19 protein-coding genes are annotated in these 17,380 nt (G+C 64.3%); 3 read left to right on the forward strand and 16 right to left on the reverse strand.

Annotated features, from left to right (window positions below; genetic code table 11):
• Positions 1–56 precede the first annotated feature (56 nt).
• Entirely contained in the window at positions 57–392 is a 336-nt protein-coding gene (locus tag ACQUSY_RS03765) for a hypothetical protein (RefSeq protein WP_428903179.1), read from the reverse strand.
• A 160-nt stretch (positions 393–552) separates the two neighbouring features.
• On the opposite strand from ACQUSY_RS03765, the gene ACQUSY_RS03770 reads away from it, so the two are divergent.
• On the forward strand, positions 553–684 hold the full coding sequence (locus tag ACQUSY_RS03770; RefSeq protein ID WP_428903180.1) for a hypothetical protein: 132 nt from the start codon (positions 553–555) through the stop codon (positions 682–684).
• 4 nt (positions 685–688) lie between these two features.
• Here ACQUSY_RS03770 and ACQUSY_RS03775 read toward each other — a convergent pair whose 3' ends face one another.
• Together ACQUSY_RS03775 and serS are read right to left on the reverse strand one after the other, a co-directional pair.
• Positions 689–1,510 (reverse strand): HAD-IIB family hydrolase, encoded by an 822-nt coding sequence (locus tag ACQUSY_RS03775; RefSeq protein WP_428903181.1) that lies wholly within the window; start codon positions 1,508–1,510, stop codon positions 689–691.
• Positions 1,507–2,772, reverse strand: a complete 1,266-nt coding sequence (gene serS, locus ACQUSY_RS03780; protein ID WP_428903182.1) for a serine--tRNA ligase — start codon at positions 2,770–2,772, stop codon at positions 1,507–1,509. The genes ACQUSY_RS03775 and serS overlap by 4 nt, the downstream gene beginning before the upstream one ends.
• Positions 2,773–2,814: 42 nt before the next feature.
• Between serS and ACQUSY_RS03785 the strand changes: the two genes are divergently transcribed.
• The gene (locus ACQUSY_RS03785) at positions 2,815–3,816 is read left to right on the forward strand and encodes a diacylglycerol/lipid kinase family protein (protein ID WP_428903183.1); all 1,002 of its coding nucleotides are present in this window, start codon (positions 2,815–2,817) and stop codon (positions 3,814–3,816) included.
• A gap of 59 nt (positions 3,817–3,875) precedes the next feature.
• On the opposite strand, the gene ACQUSY_RS03790 is transcribed toward ACQUSY_RS03785, so the two are convergent.
• The 3 genes from ACQUSY_RS03790 to ACQUSY_RS03800 form a co-directional block, all read right to left on the reverse strand.
• Complete coding sequence (locus tag ACQUSY_RS03790; protein ID WP_428903184.1) at positions 3,876–4,601, reverse strand: hypothetical protein; 726 nt, start codon at positions 4,599–4,601, stop codon at positions 3,876–3,878.
• Positions 4,602–4,716: 115 nt separating this feature from the next.
• The gene (gene cls, locus ACQUSY_RS03795) at positions 4,717–6,165 is read right to left on the reverse strand and encodes a cardiolipin synthase (RefSeq protein WP_428903185.1); all 1,449 of its coding nucleotides are present in this window, start codon (positions 6,163–6,165) and stop codon (positions 4,717–4,719) included.
• A 52-nt stretch (positions 6,166–6,217) separates the two neighbouring features.
• Entirely contained in the window at positions 6,218–6,394 is a 177-nt protein-coding gene (locus ACQUSY_RS03800) for a hypothetical protein (RefSeq protein WP_428903186.1), read from the reverse strand.
• Between the two features lie 134 nt (positions 6,395–6,528).
• On the opposite strand from ACQUSY_RS03800, the gene ACQUSY_RS03805 reads away from it, so the two are divergent.
• Positions 6,529–7,584, forward strand: a complete 1,056-nt coding sequence (locus tag ACQUSY_RS03805; protein WP_428903187.1) for a DUF4192 family protein — start codon at positions 6,529–6,531, stop codon at positions 7,582–7,584.
• 119 nt (positions 7,585–7,703) lie between these two features.
• Here the strand turns inward: ACQUSY_RS03805 and lysS are convergent, their stop codons facing one another.
• The 10 genes from lysS to ftsH all read right to left on the reverse strand — a co-directional run bounded on the left by lysS (position 7,704) and on the right by ftsH (position 17,379).
• On the reverse strand, positions 7,704–9,227 hold the full coding sequence (gene lysS, locus ACQUSY_RS03810) for a lysine--tRNA ligase (RefSeq protein ID WP_428903188.1): 1,524 nt from the start codon (positions 9,225–9,227) through the stop codon (positions 7,704–7,706).
• 72 nt (positions 9,228–9,299) lie between these two features.
• The gene (locus tag ACQUSY_RS03815; RefSeq protein ID WP_428903189.1) at positions 9,300–10,058 is read right to left on the reverse strand and encodes a DUF2520 domain-containing protein; all 759 of its coding nucleotides are present in this window, start codon (positions 10,056–10,058) and stop codon (positions 9,300–9,302) included.
• Entirely contained in the window at positions 10,055–11,764 is a 1,710-nt protein-coding gene (locus tag ACQUSY_RS03820; RefSeq protein ID WP_428903190.1) for a PH domain-containing protein, read from the reverse strand. Before ACQUSY_RS03820 ends, ACQUSY_RS03815 begins: the two co-directional genes overlap by 4 nt.
• Positions 11,761–12,330: a PH domain-containing protein gene (locus tag ACQUSY_RS03825; protein ID WP_428903298.1), complete on the reverse strand. Its 570-nt coding sequence runs from the start codon at positions 12,328–12,330 to the stop codon at positions 11,761–11,763. The genes ACQUSY_RS03820 and ACQUSY_RS03825 overlap by 4 nt, the downstream gene beginning before the upstream one ends.
• An 85-nt stretch (positions 12,331–12,415) precedes the next feature.
• The gene (locus ACQUSY_RS03830; RefSeq protein ID WP_428903191.1) at positions 12,416–12,883 is read right to left on the reverse strand and encodes a DUF3180 domain-containing protein; all 468 of its coding nucleotides are present in this window, start codon (positions 12,881–12,883) and stop codon (positions 12,416–12,418) included.
• On the reverse strand, positions 12,880–13,407 hold the full coding sequence (gene folK, locus ACQUSY_RS03835; RefSeq protein WP_428903192.1) for a 2-amino-4-hydroxy-6-hydroxymethyldihydropteridine diphosphokinase: 528 nt from the start codon (positions 13,405–13,407) through the stop codon (positions 12,880–12,882). The genes ACQUSY_RS03830 and folK overlap by 4 nt, the downstream gene beginning before the upstream one ends.
• Entirely contained in the window at positions 13,404–13,841 is a 438-nt protein-coding gene (gene folB, locus ACQUSY_RS03840; protein ID WP_428903193.1) for a dihydroneopterin aldolase, read from the reverse strand. The genes folK and folB overlap by 4 nt, the downstream gene beginning before the upstream one ends.
• Positions 13,834–14,637: a dihydropteroate synthase gene (folP, locus tag ACQUSY_RS03845; protein WP_428903194.1), complete on the reverse strand. Its 804-nt coding sequence runs from the start codon at positions 14,635–14,637 to the stop codon at positions 13,834–13,836. The genes folB and folP overlap by 8 nt, the downstream gene beginning before the upstream one ends.
• Entirely contained in the window at positions 14,634–15,221 is a 588-nt protein-coding gene (gene folE, locus ACQUSY_RS03850) for a GTP cyclohydrolase I (protein ID WP_428903195.1), read from the reverse strand. Before folE ends, folP begins: the two co-directional genes overlap by 4 nt.
• 1 nt (position 15,222) lies before the next feature.
• Complete coding sequence (gene ftsH, locus ACQUSY_RS03855) at positions 15,223–17,379, reverse strand: ATP-dependent zinc metalloprotease FtsH (RefSeq protein ID WP_428903196.1); 2,157 nt, start codon at positions 17,377–17,379, stop codon at positions 15,223–15,225.
• Position 17,380 lies beyond the last annotated feature (1 nt).

Below are 17,380 nucleotides of genomic sequence, written 5' to 3' on the forward strand. Positions count from 1 at the left end.
TGAGTGCCGCGCGCTACCCAATGCGGCCGCAACCGCCCTGATACGCCAGCAAATTTCTACAGCGGCGTCGTGGTTCCGCCAATGTGTCCGTGCCCCGGCTGATCGTTGCGGAATCCCGGCACGCCACGCGCACTTGCCACCTCCGGTGCCATCGTGAGACCAAGCTCCGCCACCGGGGCCGTCTTGGCGCGCAGCGCCACATCGCGCTGGATGATCTGCCGCACCTCCAGAACATCGATGGCCGCCGAAATATCGTTGCGAATCGCCTGTTTCGTCGCGAGCGGCAGGGTGCGCACTTGCTCCTCCAGGTAGCCCACAAAGGTCTGCGGTGCACGCTTGGTCGGCGCACCGAAGAGACCTGCGATCATGAGCCCAAGTGGCAGAATCGCCATGGCCGCGAACGGAATCACCGCCCACACGACGTCTTCAGTCCACCGGCCATCGTCGACACGCGACTAAATCAGCCACGCGGCGACGCCCGACGGAACCGACACGAAAACTGCCAACGCGAGCATGCCGACGATGTGCGCCAGCCGACCCCTGAAGCGGTCGATGAGCTCGATCATCGACACCAACGCACAGCCGACGGTGACCGCGATGGCGAACGGAACCAGCTGCGGGCAGTCATGCGCACGACGCTATCGCATCGCCGCCCGTGGCGGCACGCGGCTTCCCCAGGCGTAGCCGGTCAGCGCGCGGGCTGCAGGCCCCGCAATACTTCGGTCACGCCGCCTTCTTGCACGCGGCGGGTGATGTAGCTCGCGGCGTCCTTCACTTCTTCCGGAGCCTGACCCATCGCCACGGCGGTTCCGCCGTTCTCCTGCGCCCATGCGAACATGCCGAGATCGTTGCGGCCGTCACCGATCACGACGGTGTTGGCGCGATCGTGGCCGAGCCATGCGCACACCAGGTCGAGCCCGGAGCCCTTATCGACGCCCTGCGGGGCGATGTCGAGCCACGCTGTCCAGCCGACGGCGTACGACACCTGGTTGAGGCCAATCGTCGAGACGAGTTCAGCGAAATCCTTTTCGTCGTGCTCGGGCGACACCACAACAATGCGCGACACCGGCTGAGCCTTGAGCTCTTCAAACGTCACCTGGTGGGCGAGGTTGAGGCTCCAGTCGTGCATTTCGTCGGTGTACAGGCGCGTGCCGTCGCCGTGCTCGACCATGTAGTGCGCGTCAGGCAAGTGTTGCTCGAGAATGTCGAGCGCCGGCGACGGATCAAACAGTTCGGTGTGAAAGCGCTCATACTCGCCGTCATCGCCGCGCTTGTAGATCGCGGCACCGTTCGCACACACGGCGTACTCGGGCGCAATGCCGAGCATCGTCATGATGCGACCGGTGGCGGCCCAGCTACGGCCCGTCGCGAGCATGACCTCGTGGCCATCCCTCACCGCTTCGGCCACAGCATCAAGCACGCCGGGGCTCGGCGACTCATCTTCCAGCACCACGGTGCCGTCAACGTCGAGCGCGATCAGCAAGCGCTGACCCGAGGCGTTGTCGGTCACGAAAGCGGCTCCAGCTTTTCCAGGCCACCGAGGTACGGACGAAGGACTTCCGGAACCAGTACCGAGCCGTCTGCCTGCTGGTGCGTCTCGAGAAGCGCAACAATCCAGCGGGTCGTTGCCAAGGTTCCGTTCAGCGTTGCCACCGGCGTCGTCTTGCCGCCGTCGGGGCGGTAGCGAATGTCGAGGCGGCGCGACTGGTAGGTCGTGCAGTTCGAGGTCGACGTGAGCTCACGGAATGCGTCTTGCGTCGGCACCCACGCTTCGATGTCGTACTTGCGGGCGGCAGACGAGCCGAGGTCGCCAGCGGCAACGTCGATCACGCGGTAGGCGAGGCCGAGCGACTGCAGCATTTCTTCCTGCCACTGCACGAGGCGCAAGTGCTCAGCTTCGGCTTCTTCCGGCGTCGTGTAGACGAACATCTCGAGCTTGTTGAACTGGTGCACGCGGATGATGCCGCGGGTGTCTTTACCGTGCGAACCGGCCTCACGGCGGTAGCAGGTTGACCAGCCGGCGTAGCGCATGGGGCCGCCCGACAGGTCAATAATTTCGTCTTTGTGGTAGCCCGCGAGCGCGACCTCGCTCGTGCCGACAAGGTAGAGGTCGTCGTCTTCGAGGTGGTAGATCTCGTCGGCGTGCTCGCCGAGGAATCCGGTGCCCTGCATGATGTCGGGGCGTACCAGCGTGGGCGTGATGAGCGGCACGAAGCCGTACTTGAGTGCCGTGTTGAGCGCGTGGGTCATCAGCGCGATCTCTAGGCGCGCGCCGACGCCCTTCAGGAAGTAGAAGCGAGCGCCCGAAACCTTGGCACCGCGTTCCATGTCGATCGCGCCGAGCATTTCGCCGAGCTCAAGGTGGTCACGTGCTTCAAAGTCGAACGTCGGAACCTCGCCGACGTGACGGAGAACCACGAAGTCTTTCTCGCCACCGGCAGGAACACCGTCGATGACGATGTTCTCAATGCGACGGAAGGCCTTGTCGGCGACCTCTTCGGCGGCACCGGCAGCAGCCTGTGCCTCCTTCACGCCCTCGGCGAGGCCCTTTGCCTGTGCGACGAGCTCGGCCTTCTCCTCCTTGGGAGCAGAAGCAACCTTCTTGCCGAACGCGTTCTGCTCGGCACGCAGCTCTTCGTAGCGACTGATGGCAGCGCGACGAGACTTGTCAGCCTCGATGGCGTCGTCGACCGTGTCGGCCGAGTGGCCGCGAGCGATCTGCGACTGGCGAATGACATCAGGGTTATCACGAAGGAGTGCGGGATCAATCACACAAGAAGTCTATCCGCCCGCCGCTACCCGTATGCTTGCCCCATGTCAGACGCCCAGGCGCCCGGCTCGAAGCGGGCCGCCTTGATCTACAACCCGATCAAGGTTGATTTCTCTGTGCTCTCCGAAGAACTGCTCGAGCAGTCGGCGAAAGCCCGCTGGGCGACGCCGCTTTTCTTGGAGACCACGGTCGAAGATTTGGGCCAGCAGGTCACCGCTGAAGCCCTGGAGCTCGGGGCGACGCACATTCTGGTTGCCGGCGGCGACGGAACCGTGCGTGCCGTCATGGAGGCACTGGCCGACACCGATGTTCCGCTCACGATCATTCCCAGCGGCACCGGCAATCTCCTGGCTCGTAACCTGCACCTTCCCCTTAACCGTCCGCATGAGGCGATTGCCGCGACTTTCGGCGACACGGCGACACCGGTCGATGTTGGCTTTGCCGAGGTTGACCGCCCCGCCGGGCACACCGAGCGCCACGCGTTCGTCGTGATGGCGGGCATGGGGCTCGACGCCGCGATGATTCAAAACACGAGCGCCAAGATGAAGAAGCGGGTGGGCTGGATCGCCTACGTCAGTGGCGCAGCACGTTCGTTGAAAGACGCAAAGCCGTTTAAGGCGACATATCAACTGGCCGGTCACCGCGAGCACACCGGTCGGGTGCACAGCATTCTGTTCGCGAACTGCGGGCAGCTGCCCGGAGGCATTGCGCTCCTCCCCGACGCCTCAATCACCGATGGCCTGCTCGACGTCGCGGTGTTTAAGCCGACGGGTTTCTTCGGCTGGGTTTTCGTGTGGCGCGCGGTGTGGTGGGATCACTCGGTACTCAGCCGCTTCAGCGCCGGCCGCACGCTCGCTAAGCGCCGGGCAGGCAAATCATCACACGTGCACTTTTTGCAGGGACGGTGGCTTGAAGCTGCAACGACGGAACCACAACCGATTGAGCTGGACGGCGATGAGTTTGGTGAGGCGCTGCGGTTGCGCTGCTCCGTGGAACCTGGGGCTGTCACCGTCATGATTCCTGCCGCGCATAAGAACGGCTCGTAGCGTCGCGCGAGAACGAAAAACCGCCGCTCCGATAACTCGGAGCGGCGGTTCTTGCCGTTTCAGAAGGAGCCTGCCAAGACGTTGACCGACGTCTCGGTTCCAGCGTCGACCACGGTGAGGGTCTTCACACCGGCGTCGGCGTGAATCGTCGTGACGCGCGGTGCCAGGTCTGACGTGCAGGGCTGGTTGGCATCGGGCGTCGCGAAGGTCACGACGAGGTTCGAGGCATCGTCGCCGGGCTCGGCCGACTCAACGGAAGGAACGCACGTGGACGATCCGTACGTGCCGAGGCCGATCGTGTTGGGGCCGACATAGCCGGCAGCCGGCGCCATCTCCATCGGGTCGGCAGCAGGTGCCGGAGCCGCCTCCAGGTCAATCGTGGTCGTGTTGTCGTTATAGGCAACACCGAGGGTCACGGGCTTGGTTACGTCAATGCCTTCGGGAATGCCAACGCCGGTGATACGGGGCTGCAGGTCGCGGGTGCAGGGCGTCGAGGCGTCCGGGTCTTTCAGCGTGACCGAGAGCGTGTCGCCCTCGGCGAGCACGGCGTCAACAACCGGCACGCACGTGCTGCTGCCAATCGTGACAATGCCAATCATGGTTCCGGACGATACCCAGCCAGCCGTGACATCGGCTGCGGGAGCCGTAGTCTCTTCGGGTGCTTCAGAAGGTGCCGTCGTTGCTTCGGGCGAGTTCGTCGGTGAGGTTGCTGCCGTGGTCGCGCACCCGCTGACGAGTGCGGCCAGGCCGAGAACAGACGCTGTGAGGATCAATCGAGTGCGCATGTACTGACGGTATCGATAAAAGGGCCGTCGCACCCCATGCCGGGTGCCAGAAAAATCCGCATCGTTCAGCGGTTCTTTTGGGTATTTCCGAGAGAATTCTCGGGGGTTGAGACGATTACTGCAGAGCGGACGTAAGGCGTGCCAGGTTATCCAGAACCGTCGAACGGAGCGGTTGCTTCGCCCACTCTTCGGCAGTGAGTTGGCGACTCAGGCGGCGGTACTCGCTAGCGACCTCATCGAGCTCGCGAATGAACTCCTCACCGCGCACGAGCAACGAGATTTCGAGGTTCAGACCGAAAGAGCGCATGTCCATGTTGCTCGATCCGATCACCGCGACCTCGTCGTCGATCGTAAGGCCCTTGGTGTGCAGAATGTACGGCTTTTGGTACATCCAGATCGTGATACCCGCACGCAACAGCGCCTCGTAGTAGCTGCGCTGTGCGTGATAGACGAGAGCTTGATCGCCTTCTTCCGATACGAAGAGCTCAACATCGACACCGCGCGCGGTGGCGGATGTGATGGCATCGAGCACCGCACCATCGGGTACGAAGTAGGGGCTAATAATGGTGATGCGCTTCTGAGCCGCGTGCAACAGCTCGACGAACATGCGCTTGTTGTTCTCGAACTCGAAGCCAGGGCCGGACGGAACCACCTGGCAATCCAGGTCTCCCGTTGCACTGGGCGCGGCGACTTCTGTCGCGTCGTCGGGCACGGTGTCAGTCTCGGAGTACCAGTCGGAGAGGAATACCGCGAGCACGCTCGTGACAACAGGACCCTCGAGACGAACCATGAGGTCGACCCAGTGCAGGCCGCGCTTGATGTTCTTCGGCAGGTTGTAGGTCGAATCGGTGACGTTTTGTGAGCCGAGGTAGGCCACGAGTCCGTCGACTACAAGCAACTTGCGGTGGTTGCGCAGGTCCGGGCGTTGCGTGTTGCCCTTGAGCGGCTGCACCGGCAACATCAGGTGCCAGTCGGCGCCCATCGCGTCGAGGCGGCGGAGCGTCGCCTTGTAGAACGGCTTCCAGCGGTTGGCCCAGTGGTCAAGCAGCACGCGCACCGTCACGCCGCGAGCGCACGCTTCTTCCATCGCGCGGAAGAAGTTGTCTGTCGCCGCATCCGACTGGAAAATATAAAATTCAACATAGACAAACTTCTCGGCGCGACGAATTTCGTCGGCCATCGCATCCAGGCTCTCCTGGTAGTCGGAGATGAGGTGCGCTTCGTTGTCACCGACCAGCGGTAGAGCGCCCAGTGTCGAGTTCATGCGCACAACCGAGGGGAACCACGGCGGCGGGTTGGGGCGAAGCGTGCCCTGGTCGATTTGAGCCGCGGCCTCGCGGGCATACTCGTTAATGCGCTCCTGTTTGCGGCGGCGGGCACGCGGTAGCCGAGGGTTGCCAATCAGCAGGTACAGAAAGACGCCGATAAACGGAATGAAGTAGATGGCAAGGAGCCATGCCATCGCGGCGGTCGGCCTGCGGTTGCGCGGAACCACGATGATGGCCGTAATACGAATGGCCAGGTCGATGATGAAGAGGACAACGACCCACCACGAGATGTCCATACGCCGCCTTCCACTTACGCCTAAGCGTAGTGGTCAGAAGGGTAAACCCTGGTTAGCTGGCCTTCGGCGGCAATCCGCGCGCCGCGCGCTCTTGTGCTTCGATGTCAGCGTAGGTCGAGCGCTCCTTGCGGTCCATGCGCACAATCGATCGCATGATGAAGAAGAAAACCACGCAGACCACGATGGTCGGCAATATCGACCAGACGACGGCTGACCAGTAGGGATCCATATCCTCAGTCTACCGTCGTTCCCTGAGTGCAATGCTGGGCAAAGGCTCCTCCCCAGGTGACCTTCTCGGGCCTCTTCTCCCCCATCAGCCTGCTTCTTGGTTGCGGCCCCCGCGCGAAGCGCACGCTGGGGCGCATGACAACTACTTTTCGAGCACATTCCGCCGCCGACCTCTTGTCGGCCATTCCGACGATGGCGGGCTACAACCCGGCTGATTCTGTCGTGGTTCTCCCCTTTGCCGGCAGTACGTCGGTCGGACTATTTCGCTTTGATCTGCCGGTGATGCAGCCGCAACAGTTTGCGGCCTCCGCGCTCGGTATCGTGTGCCGGCTGGAGGAGACGACCGGCATGATCGTCGTCATATATGCCGGTAACACGGTGGCGACGCCACTGTCGAACCCGTTTGCGCCGGTGGCCGACGCTCTTCGCGTCACCGCTGACGCGTGCGGCATTGAGCTGGGCGATGTGATCACGGTCGCCCAGAATGGCTGGTTCAGCGAGGCTGACGACGAGGTTCATGCGCACAGCGAGATTGGCGATGGTCCCGACGTCGGTGCGCCGAAGCCCAAGGCGAATCAGTCCAGCGGGACCAGGCTGCCGCGGGTCGATGCGGGTCGCATGCGTGAGATGCGTGCTGAGCTGGCACGTTTGGATGAGGCGTCGGGCGTCGAAGCACCGCGTGAGGTGGCCGAGCGCCTGGTACGCATGAACGACGTGTTTGAAGCGGCTGTTGAGGCGCAGCGCGGCAGCGTCGCGGGTGACGCTCTGCTGCTGTGGTTGCTGAGTCGGCCATCGTTTCGTGACGTGGCGCTCGCACAGTGGTGTTACGACGCCGACACCGCCGAAGAGGTGCTGGAGTTTCAACTCGATTTTCTCGACGGCGAGCCAGAGCCACCGGAGGCACTGTTCTTGATGGGTGAGGGACCGGCACCCGATGCTGACCGATTACGTGCCGCGTTACGTCGTATGCGGCAGCTGGCCGCGTGCGCGTCGGGTCGCGACCGAGCCGCTCCCCTGGCGTGCGCCGCGTGGCTCAGCTGGGCGCTCGGCATGTCAACGCACGCCGCGTCCTACGCGCAGAAGGCGCTGCGCGCGCAACCGAGTTATGGTCTCGCCCAGATTGTCGCGACTCTGTGCGCGAACGGGCATTTGCCGCTGTGGGCCTTCCCCGCTGAGAACCGACGACGGTGAGGAGTGCGGTGTGGGTGAGAGCTCGGGAGCTTGGCCAGAGTGGGCCCAGTGGCATCGGTGGCTAAAAACGACACTGGCGCACCGGCCGAAGCCAGTGCGCCAGTGCGATGAAAGAATCGCTACTTCACGAGGGGGAAGAGAATCGTTTCGCGAATGCCGAGGCCGGTGATGGCCATCAGCAGGCGGTCGATGCCCATGCCCATGCCACCCGTCGGCGGCATGGCGTGCTCGAGAGCGCGCAAGAATTCTTCATCGACGCGCATCGCTTCATCGTCACCGCGGGCGGCAAGCTTGGCCTGCTCGACGAAGCGCTCGCGCTGGATGACGGGGTCGATGAGTTCGGAGTAGCCGGTGGCCAGCTCGAAGCCGCGAACGTAGAGGTCCCACTTCTCGACAACGCCCGGAATGCTGCGGTGCTCACGCACGAGCGGGCTGGTGTCGACGGGGAAGTCCATGACGAACGTGGGGCGCTCGAGGCCGCCCTTCACGAAGTGCTCCCAGAGCTCTTCCACGTACTTGCCGTGGGTCGCGACCTTCTCCGGAACGTCGACGCCCTCCTTGTCGGCGAGAGCCTTGAGGTCTGCGAGCGACGTCTCCGGCGTGATCGTCACGCCAGCGGCAGCCGACAGCGAGTCGTACATCGAGATGCGGTCCCACTGACCACCGAGGTCAAACTCGGTGCCGTCTGCCCAAGTCACCGTTGTCGATCCGGAAACAGCGATCGCTGCTTCCTGAATGAGCTCCTGCGTGAGGTCGGCAATGCCGTTGTAGTCGGTGTACGACTGGTAGGCCTCGAGCATGGCGAACTCGGGGCTGTGCGTGGAGTCAGCTCCCTCGTTGCGGAAGTTGCGGTTGATCTCGAACACGCGGTCCAGGCCACCGACAACGGCACGCTTGAGGTACAGCTCGGGAGCGATGCGCAGGTAGAGGTCGGTGTCGAACGCGTTTGAGTTCGTGATGAACGGACGAGCCGAAGCGCCACCGTGCTGCACCTGGAGCATCGGGGTCTCGATCTCAAGGAAGTCGCGCTTTGCAAACGTGGCGCGCAGCGACGCGTTGGTCTTGGCACGGGCGACAGCGTTGGCACGAGCCTGGTCGCGCACGATCAGGTCAAGGAAGCGGCTACGAACGCGGGTCTCTTCGCTCAGCTCGGAGTACATGTTCGGCAGCGGCAGAATCGCCTTCGATGCGATCTGCCACTCGTTCACCATGATCGACAGTTCACCACGGCGGGAGGAGATGACCTCGCCCGAGACGAAGACGTGGTCGCCGAGGTCAACGAGCTCCTTGTACGCCGCGAGCGATTCTTCGCCGACGTTTGCGAGCGAGATCATGGCCTGAATGCGCGAGCCGTCGCCGGCCTGCAGCGTGGCGAAGCACAGCTTGCCGGTGTTGCGGCTGAAGACGACGCGGCCAGCGACGCCAGCGGTCACGCCGGTAGCGGTGTCAGCCTCAAGCTCGCCGTACTCGGCGCGCAGCGCACCGATCGTCGTGGTGACCGGAACGGTGACGGGGTACGCGCCACCGGCGAGGCTGTCTCGCTGCTCGATCAGCTTCGCGCGCTTTGCCAGACGAACGGCCTTCTGCTCGAAGATGTCTTCTTCGGTGGGTTCGGTGGGCTCAGCGGACTGCTGGTCAGACATGGGATCTCCTCAAAAAGTCAACCCCTAGTCTATCGAGCCGAACCTGTGCGCCCGACCGGTGACCGGCGTGCGTCAGTTGTCGTCGTCGGGGCCGTCAGGAAGCTCGGCCCAGTCGTCACCGAGAAAGTCGTCAAGCTCGGTGACGGCGAGGTCGCGAGGCGTTGCTTCGCTCAGCGCCCGGTCGACCGTGGAGCGAATCAGCGCCGACAGATACCCACCCGGGTTCTCGACGCCAATGCCCCGCAACAGGTCGGATGCCTGATGCACAATGGCGCTCGAGAACGTCGTCGCGGTCTGGATGGCCTCGGCGTATGCGGGGCGATCTGCTTCATCGACAACGATCGGCTCACACCCCATCTCCACCGCGAGCGCCTGCGCAATCGGCAGCACAGGGCCGGGTGCGGTGACTGCGGCCCACGCGGACTGCAACTGTGTCAGGTCAATGCGGGAGCCGGTGAAGCTGATGGCAGGGTGAACGGCGAGCGGAATCGCACCCTTTTCGGCTGCGGGCCGTAGCACCTCAACCCCGTATGCGGCGTCAACGTGCATCACGAGCTGGCCCATTTGCCAGGCGCCCACCTGAGCAAGGCCAGTCACGAGCGCGGGTAACTCGTCGTGAGGCACAGCGAGCACGACGAGTTCGCTGCGCCGGAGAATCTCTTCGGCTTCCAGCAGCGGAACGTGAGGAAGCATCGCGCTGACGCGGTCGTCTTCACTCCCCCGCGTGATTCCGGTGAGGGCGTGGCCAGCGCCCGCGAGTGCGGCGGCGATCACCGGCCCGACGACTCCGGCACCAATAACACCAACGCCGAGTCTGCCTTCGCGGGTCATACCGTCTCCCCCGTCTGCGGAGCCGACGGCGCACTCGAAGCCGCAACTACTGGTTCCGCCTCCGCGCTCGCACCCCAACGGTGGGTGTGGTCTTCGTTTCCGGCGGCAAGAATTCCCACCTCGGCCTGCGCCCACACAGCGAGGAGCGCGTCACGGTCGATGGCCGCCAGGTTTCCGGTGAAGGAGCCCATCACCGTGTGCACCTGCAGGGTGCCAACACTGAGCAGGCGATCGAGCGGGCCCTGCGTCATCGCGACGCTCTGCACGCGCGCGAGCGGGAAGATCGCGAGCGAACGCCAGATCTGGCCGCGGCGCAGCATGATGGCGCGCGGGTGCATCAGGAATCCGTTGCGTCGGAACGACAGCGGACGAATGAACCAGGCGCGCTTCGGCGTCACGGTGAACGGGTCGTTCTTGGGGAGCCGTGCGGCACCGTGCTCAAACGCGTACGCCCAGTCGCTCGCGGCAACATCGGGCATGAGCAACGCGAGAACCTTTTCGACATCGGCGCGCTTACCGACGGGCAGTACCACCTGGAACTGGTCGACCTGCCCCTGGTTGATGTTCTTTCCGCTGAGGCGGATGAGGCGAATGCGGTACCAGCCGAATGGCCGCCACATGAGCGATTGTGTGACGGCGAGAGCGTGCACGCGACCCGGCGGCAGAATCTCGGTGATCGTCGTGGTGAGACCAAACACCACGCGCACACCATCCGGCGTTGGCGCAATCGAGTACCGCAGCGACTTGAATAGTTGGCTGATGTTCACACCCGCGATCGCCAAGAAGGCGGGCACGAGGGAGAACAGAATCCACGGCTGGTCGGTCACGTTAACCATGACGATGATCAACGCGGCCATCGCGATGAGCCCGATGGTGCTGGTGCTGATCAGAGTCGAGGCGATCAGGCGTTCGGTCGGAATCGACACGACGCTCGCGGGCTCACCCACCGGGGTCTCGGCACCGCTGACGAGCCCAGTAACGCCCGCACCAAACGTGTCGAGAATGTGGGCACGCTGTGCGGCCGACGGGTTGCCGGTGCGCTCGGCACGTGCGATCCGGGCGCCCGATGCGAGGCGCAGAATGTCGCTGCGCACCAGTTCTGCGTTGCGCGTCGTGAGGTACTCCAACGGTACGTTCGCGTCGTTACCCGCGCCCACAACTTCAAGCTTGGCGAGACCAATCAGGCGCGCAACAAACGGACGCGTGAGGTTGACACCCTGCACCCGGTCAAGCGGTGCGCGGCGGTGCTTGCGAAACAGAATGCCCTGCGTGACCTCAACGTCGGCTTCGCTAATGCGGAACTTGTGGAACCGCCACGACAGATAAAAGCCACCGATGAACAGCACGAGCGCTCCGGCAATCACGCCGAGCGCGGCAAGCCACAGGTTGTTCGCGAGTACCCAGTCGATGGGGTCACCGTTGAACTCATCCATGTATTCGTTGAGCTCATCGGCCGGGAAGAAGATGCTGACGATGCGCCCCTGCAGGTTGCTGAGGACGATACCGAACAGCACAATCAGCACGATGCCGCCCTGCAACAGCGGCGTCAACGGGTGCAGGCGGTGCCATTCGCCGTCGCTCAGATCGCTCTGCAGAACGGGGCCGGCGGAACCATGGGGTTGCGCGGGTGCGTACGAGCCGGGATGCGCAGGCGCCCCGTCGACGGGGTCGGCGGGGGTCCGCGGCGGGTAGAGGTTGCCGCTCACAGTCCGGTCCGTCGCGTTTCTGCGACGTCGATCAGGGTGTCGCGAAGAACCTCTGCGGCCTCCTGCGTGAGGCCGGGAATCGTGACGCCCGTCGTTGCCGCAGCGGTCACCATCTTGAGCTGTGCGAGGCCGAAGCCACGGTCCATCGGGCCGTGCGAAATGTCGACGAGCTGCATGCGACCGTACGGCACGGCAACAATGCGTTGCCACAGAATGCCCTTGCGAAATACCAGGTCGTCATCGCGCAAGCGGTACCCGATGGCACGCGCCTGACGCGGCGTGATGATCATCGTGACCAGCAGAAGCGCGGTTCCGGCACCGAGTACGATCCAGATCCACACGTTGTTCGGAATGAAGTCCACCAGCATGGCAACCACGACGGCGGCCGGAAGAAGCAGCAGCAGAGCGCTGGCGATGAGCTGCTCCCGCACATACTTCGGCGAAATCTGGTGCCACGTGCCGTCCAGCTCCAGCCGCTTTTCCGAGCGCGCCGTCTTCAACCCTGTGAAGGTTCCGCTATCCAGTACCGGGTGCGGCCCATTCGACGGCACCGCGGCCGGCTGCATGGACTCGACGAGCGGAACCTGCGGCTGAGCGGGTGTGACCTGCGGCTGAGCTGGAGGCAACGGCGGCTGCACCGGAACGACAGGCTCAGAGTTCGGTTGCATGGGGGTCGTCATCATCATCCTTCGGCAGCACGCAAAAACTTTCAGCTACCAGGGCGGCGATAACAAGCAAAACAGCGACGCCAACGGTCACCCCAATAACCGTGACTGAGCCTACCGGGGGTTGCACCGGCCGGGTCAACAGAAAGCCGAGGAGTCCCAGCCCGAACCCAGCCGACACGGCACCGACGAGGCTCGCAGAGCGCGCGAGGGTCACCGTACGGAAGGCCCGAATCGCGTCAACCGAACCGGGCTTCGCGCCCTTCAATTGGCGGCGCACCGGCCACGCGAAGTACAGGCACGCGATCGCCAGCAGTGCCAGGACGATCGGCAACGACCACGCGGGCGTGAACGTCGGCTGGCGCATCCACGTCAGAACCTGGTCGGTGAGGAACCCGGCGACGAGACCTGCGCCGGCAGCAATGGAGAGCGCACGTGCGCCAGTGCGCTTCATGCTTCACCCCGCAGCCCGGCCAGCAGATCAGCGACGCGGCCGTAGCCGACGAGCTCGGCGTCAGCGTCGAGCGTCAGCCACGGTGCGAGAACGAAGTCGCGTTCAGCGGCACGCGGGTGCGGCAACAGCAGGTGCGGATCATCGCTCTGCACGTCACCGTACGCGATGAGGTCGAGGTCGAGCGTGCGATCACCCCAGCGCACAATGCGCTCCCGACCGTGCTCCTTTTCAATGCCGTGCAGGTGCGCGAGCAACATGCTCGGCGCGAGCGTCGTGGTGACGAGCGCGACGGTGTTGAGGTACGAGGGCTTCGAGTCGTCGAGCCCCTCAAGCGTGAGAGCAACGGATTCGATCGGCTCGGCCATCGTCACGTCGGTCGTGAGCGGCAGCTTCGCGAGTGCGTCACGCGCGTCAGCAATGATCTGCGCGCGGTCACCGAGGTTGGATCCGAGTGCGACGACAGCGCGCACCGGTGCGCGGCGGGCGCTGGGTGGCGGCGGCGTGATCGGGCCCGGACGCCTCATGTGGCGTCTGCTTCCGTCGACGGAACCACGGTGCGAGCCGCAGCATCCGTGGCGGCTACAGCACTGGTTCCGCTTGTCTGCTCCCGCTCAACCGTCACTGAAACGTCCGCGAAGGTTTGCTCGATCGGAGCCTGCGGCTTGTGCACCGTGATGCGGCACCACTGCACGCGGGCATCTCGCAGAGTCTCGGTGGCGAGGCGCTCGGCGAGGGTTTCGATGAGGTTGACAGGTTCGCCTGCGACGATCGCGGCGAGCGCATCGGCGAGCTCGCCGTAGTGCACGGTGTCGAGTACATCGTCGGAAGCTGCGGCGACCGCGAGGTCGAGGCGCAGTGTGACGTCGATGACGAACTCCTGGCCGTTCTCGCGCTCAAAATCGAAGACACCGTGGCGGCCGAAAACGCGCAGCCCGGTGAGGGTGATGAGATCAGTCATTCGTGACTCCTTGCCAGGCTGCAGCGACGGCGAGAGCATCGCGGTTGACGGCGACGTTGTGTACGCGCACGGCCCATGCTCCGGCCTGTGCGGCGAGCACCGAGGTGACGGCCGTCGCGACGTCGCGCTGCTCTTCGGTGGCGTCATCGCCGAGCGCAGTTGTGAAGAAGCGCTTGCGTGACGTTCCGATCAGCACGCGGTGGCCGAGGGCGCTGACGTGGTCGAGCTCACGCAGCAGAGTCCAGTTGTGCTCGGCCGTCTTCGCGAAGCCCACGCCGGGGTCAACGACGATGCGCTCGGGGGCGATACCCGCGGCGAGAGCACCGGCGAGTCGCTCGGTGATTTCGGCTGCGACCTCGGCACCGACGTTTGTGTAGTTCGCCAGGGCATACATGTCGCTCGACGGGCCGCGCCAGTGACCGAGCACGTAGTCGGCGCCGCTTTCGGCGGCGGCGGCGTACATGTCGGGGTCAGCCAAGCCACCCGCAACATCATTGATGTATCTGGCCCCGGCGCGTACTGCGGCGGCCGCGGTTGACGCATTCATGGTGTCGATGCTGATGACGGCACCCGCCTCAGCTAGTGCTTCAATTACCGGAATCACGCGCTGCTGCTCGACCTCGACCGGCACGCGCTGTGAACCAGGGCGCGTGGATTCGCCACCGATGTCAAGCACGTGAGCGCCGGCGGCCAGCAGCTCGTAACCGTGCGCCATCGCAGCGTCCACCGAGGCGTAACGCCCACCGTCGGAGAAAGAATCAGGTGTGACGTTGACGATGCCCCACAGCTGGGTCATGCGCCGCGGCCAATCAAAGCGATCAGTTCTGCACGTGCTGCGGGCTCGGCAAGCTCGCCGCGGGCCGCGATCGTCACGGTGCTCGCGTCGACCTGCTTGCCGCCGCGGGCGGTGACGCACTGGTGCTGGGCGTCGAGAATCACGAGGGATCCGCGCGCGTTGAGCTTCGTTGCAATCGTCTCGGCGATCTGCTCCCCCAGGCGCTCCTGCACCTGCGGGCGGGCGGCGAGAATCTCGACGACCTTCGGCAGCGCGCCGAGCCCCACGACATCGTCGCCGGGAAGGTACGCAATGTGCGCCCGCCCGAGGAAGGGCAGCAGGTGATGCTCGCACATCGATCGGAAGTGCACGTCACGCAAAATCACCGCGCCCGACGGCACCGTCTCCGGCGCCGGGCCGTGCGAAACGCTGATCGTGTGCGAGAGTGGTTCGGTTTCATCCATGCCAACGCCGCTGAAAAACTCAGCCCACGTCGTCGCCACCCGCTCCGGGGTTCCGCTCAGCCCTGGACGCTCCGGGTCTTCACCGATCGCAACGATCAGTTCGCGCACGAGCTCCGCAATGCGAGCGCGATCAACGGCCATGTCACTTCTTCGGTTCGTCGGGAAGCTCGGGGCGCGGCGGAACCACGGGGGCGTCTGGCAGCGTCGGCACCGGGGGCGCCTCAACAACCGTAGGCTCCGCGGCAGTCTCTGCTGGTTCCGCTACCTGCTCAGCCGGTGCTTCTGCTTCGGCGAGAGCCTCGGCAACCTCGGTGACGGCCTCAGCGTTCTCGCCATCTTCGTCAACGTGGGTCGGCTCAGCCTCTGCCATTTCGGCGGCAGACTCGACCGGAACCACCTTCGTGGGCACCTCAACCGGCGGCAATGTCGAAACCGGGCGTTCGTCGCTCGAGAGCCACTGTTCACGCACCGGAAGCTTGCGTACGTTTTTGAAGATCTCTTCAAGCTGCAGGTGGTCGAGCGTCTCCTTGTCGAGCAGCTCAGCGGCCAGCAGGTCAAGAATGTCGCGGTTGTCGTTGAGCACCGCGTACGCCTCGTCGTGGGCACGCTCAATGAGTGCGCGCACCTCAACGTCGACGCGCTCGGCGACGCGCTCGGAGTATTCGCGGCCGTGACCCATGTCGCGACCCATGAAGACCTCGCCGCTCGCCGAGCCCAGCTTGACCGGGCCGACCTCGGTGGTCATGCCGTACTCGGTGACCATCTTGCGGGCGATGTTCGTGGCCTTTTCGATGTCGTTTGACGCACCTGTGGTGGGGTCGTGGAAGACGATCTCTTCAGCAACACGGCCACCCATCGCGTAGGTGAGCTGGTCTTGCAGCTCGTTGCGGGTGACGGAGTACTTGTCGTCGACCGGCAACACCATCGTGTAACCGAGGGCCTTACCGCGCGGCAGAATCGTGACCTTCGTGACCGGGTCGGTGAAGTTCATCGCGGCAGCAGCGAGGGCGTGACCACCCTCGTGGTAGGCGGTGATGAGCTTTTCGCGGTCTTTCATAACGCGGCTGCGGCGCTGCGGGCCGGCAATGCCGCGGTCGATCGCCTCGTCGAGAGCGCGGTTGTCGATCAGCTGCGCGTTGGAGCGCGCCGTCAGCAGAGCGGCCTCGTTGAGCACGTTGGCGAGGTCAGCGCCGGTGAAGCCGGGCGTCTTGCGCGCAACGACCTCGAGGTCAACGCTGTCGGCAAGCGGCTTGCCGCGGCCGTGCACCTGAAGAATGCGCAGGCGGCCCTTCAGGTCAGGCGCGTCGACGCCAATCTGACGGTCGAAGCGGCCCGGGCGCAGCAGTGCCGGGTCAAGAATGTCGGGGCGGTTCGTTGCCGCGATGACGATGACGTTCTGCTTCGGGTCGAAGCCGTCCATCTCGACGAGCATCTGGTTGAGCGTCTGCTCGCGCTCGTCGTGACCGCCACCCATACCGGCGCCACGGTGGCGACCGACGGCGTCAATCTCATCGATGAAGATGATGGCCGGCGAGTTCTCCTTCGCCTGTGTGAAGAGGTCACGCACACGGCTGGCACCGACACCGACGAACATTTCGACAAAGTCGGAACCAGAAATCGAGTAGAACGGAACGCCCGCTTCGCCAGCAACGGCGCGTGCAAGGAGCGTCTTACCTGTTCCGGGAGGGCCGTACAGCAGCACGCCCTTCGGAATCTTGGCGCCAACGGCCTGGAACTTGGCCGGGTCTTGCAAGAAGTCTTTAATCTCGTCGAGCTCTTCGATCGCCTCGTCTGCACCGGCGACGTCATCGAACGTGACGGTCGGTGACTCCTTCGAGACGAGCTTCGCGCGCGACTTGCCGAACTGCATGATCTTGCCGCCGCCGCCCTGAGCGCTAGACATCAGGAACCAGAACAGCAGACCCAGCAGCAGGATCGGGATCATGAGCGAGAGCAGGCCATCAAGGAAGCTCGGGCGCGGCACAACGTCGTTGAAGCCGTCCTTCGGGTCGCTGTCGTTGATCGCTGAGATCACGTCGTCAGCACGAGCCGAGTTGTAGTAGAACTGGACGTCTTTCGCGCCCTCGAACTCCTTCGACAGCTTCATGTCAACGCGCTGGTCACCATCGGTCGTGGTGACCTCGACGACGCTGTCGCCCTTGAGCAGCTCGAGACCCTCCTGGGTCGAGATCTGCTTCGGCGCCGCGAGCGACGAGAACAGGCTGAACCCGACAATCAGCGCCAGGCCGATCAACAGCACAACCGTCACCGGGTTCTTGATGAGCTTTTTCACGTTCATG

The organism is Microbacterium daqui (genome assembly GCF_050408675.1).
Lineage (GTDB): Bacteria > Actinomycetota > Actinomycetes > Actinomycetales > Microbacteriaceae > Microbacterium.

Excerpts from the sequence above, each read along its gene's own strand:
- ACQUSY_RS03765 (WP_428903179.1), bottom strand. The coding sequence starts at position 392 with ATGGCGATTCTGCCACTTGGGCTCATGATCGCAGGTCTCTTCGGTGCG.
- ACQUSY_RS03770 (WP_428903180.1), top strand. The coding sequence starts at position 553 with ATGAGCTCGATCATCGACACCAACGCACAGCCGACGGTGACCGCGATG.
- ACQUSY_RS03785 (WP_428903183.1), top strand. The coding sequence starts at position 2,815 with ATGTCAGACGCCCAGGCGCCCGGCTCGAAGCGGGCCGCCTTGATCTAC.
- ACQUSY_RS03790 (WP_428903184.1), bottom strand. The coding sequence starts at position 4,601 with ATGCGCACTCGATTGATCCTCACAGCGTCTGTTCTCGGCCTGGCCGCA.
- cls (WP_428903185.1), bottom strand. The coding sequence starts at position 6,165 with ATGGACATCTCGTGGTGGGTCGTTGTCCTCTTCATCATCGACCTGGCC.
- ACQUSY_RS03800 (WP_428903186.1), bottom strand. The coding sequence starts at position 6,394 with ATGGATCCCTACTGGTCAGCCGTCGTCTGGTCGATATTGCCGACCATC.
- ACQUSY_RS03805 (WP_428903187.1), top strand. The coding sequence starts at position 6,529 with ATGACAACTACTTTTCGAGCACATTCCGCCGCCGACCTCTTGTCGGCC.
- lysS (WP_428903188.1), bottom strand. The coding sequence starts at position 9,227 with ATGTCTGACCAGCAGTCCGCTGAGCCCACCGAACCCACCGAAGAAGAC.
- ACQUSY_RS03815 (WP_428903189.1), bottom strand. The coding sequence starts at position 10,058 with ATGACCCGCGAAGGCAGACTCGGCGTTGGTGTTATTGGTGCCGGAGTC.
- ACQUSY_RS03825 (WP_428903298.1), bottom strand. The coding sequence starts at position 12,330 with ATGCAGCCGGCCGCGGTGCCGTCGAATGGGCCGCACCCGGTACTGGAT.
- ACQUSY_RS03830 (WP_428903191.1), bottom strand. The coding sequence starts at position 12,883 with ATGAAGCGCACTGGCGCACGTGCGCTCTCCATTGCTGCCGGCGCAGGT.
- folK (WP_428903192.1), bottom strand. The coding sequence starts at position 13,407 with ATGAGGCGTCCGGGCCCGATCACGCCGCCGCCACCCAGCGCCCGCCGC.
- folB (WP_428903193.1), bottom strand. The coding sequence starts at position 13,841 with ATGACTGATCTCATCACCCTCACCGGGCTGCGCGTTTTCGGCCGCCAC.
- folP (WP_428903194.1), bottom strand. The coding sequence starts at position 14,637 with ATGACCCAGCTGTGGGGCATCGTCAACGTCACACCTGATTCTTTCTCC.
- folE (WP_428903195.1), bottom strand. The coding sequence starts at position 15,221 with ATGGCCGTTGATCGCGCTCGCATTGCGGAGCTCGTGCGCGAACTGATC.
- ftsH (WP_428903196.1), bottom strand. The coding sequence starts at position 17,379 with ATGAACGTGAAAAAGCTCATCAAGAACCCGGTGACGGTTGTGCTGTTG.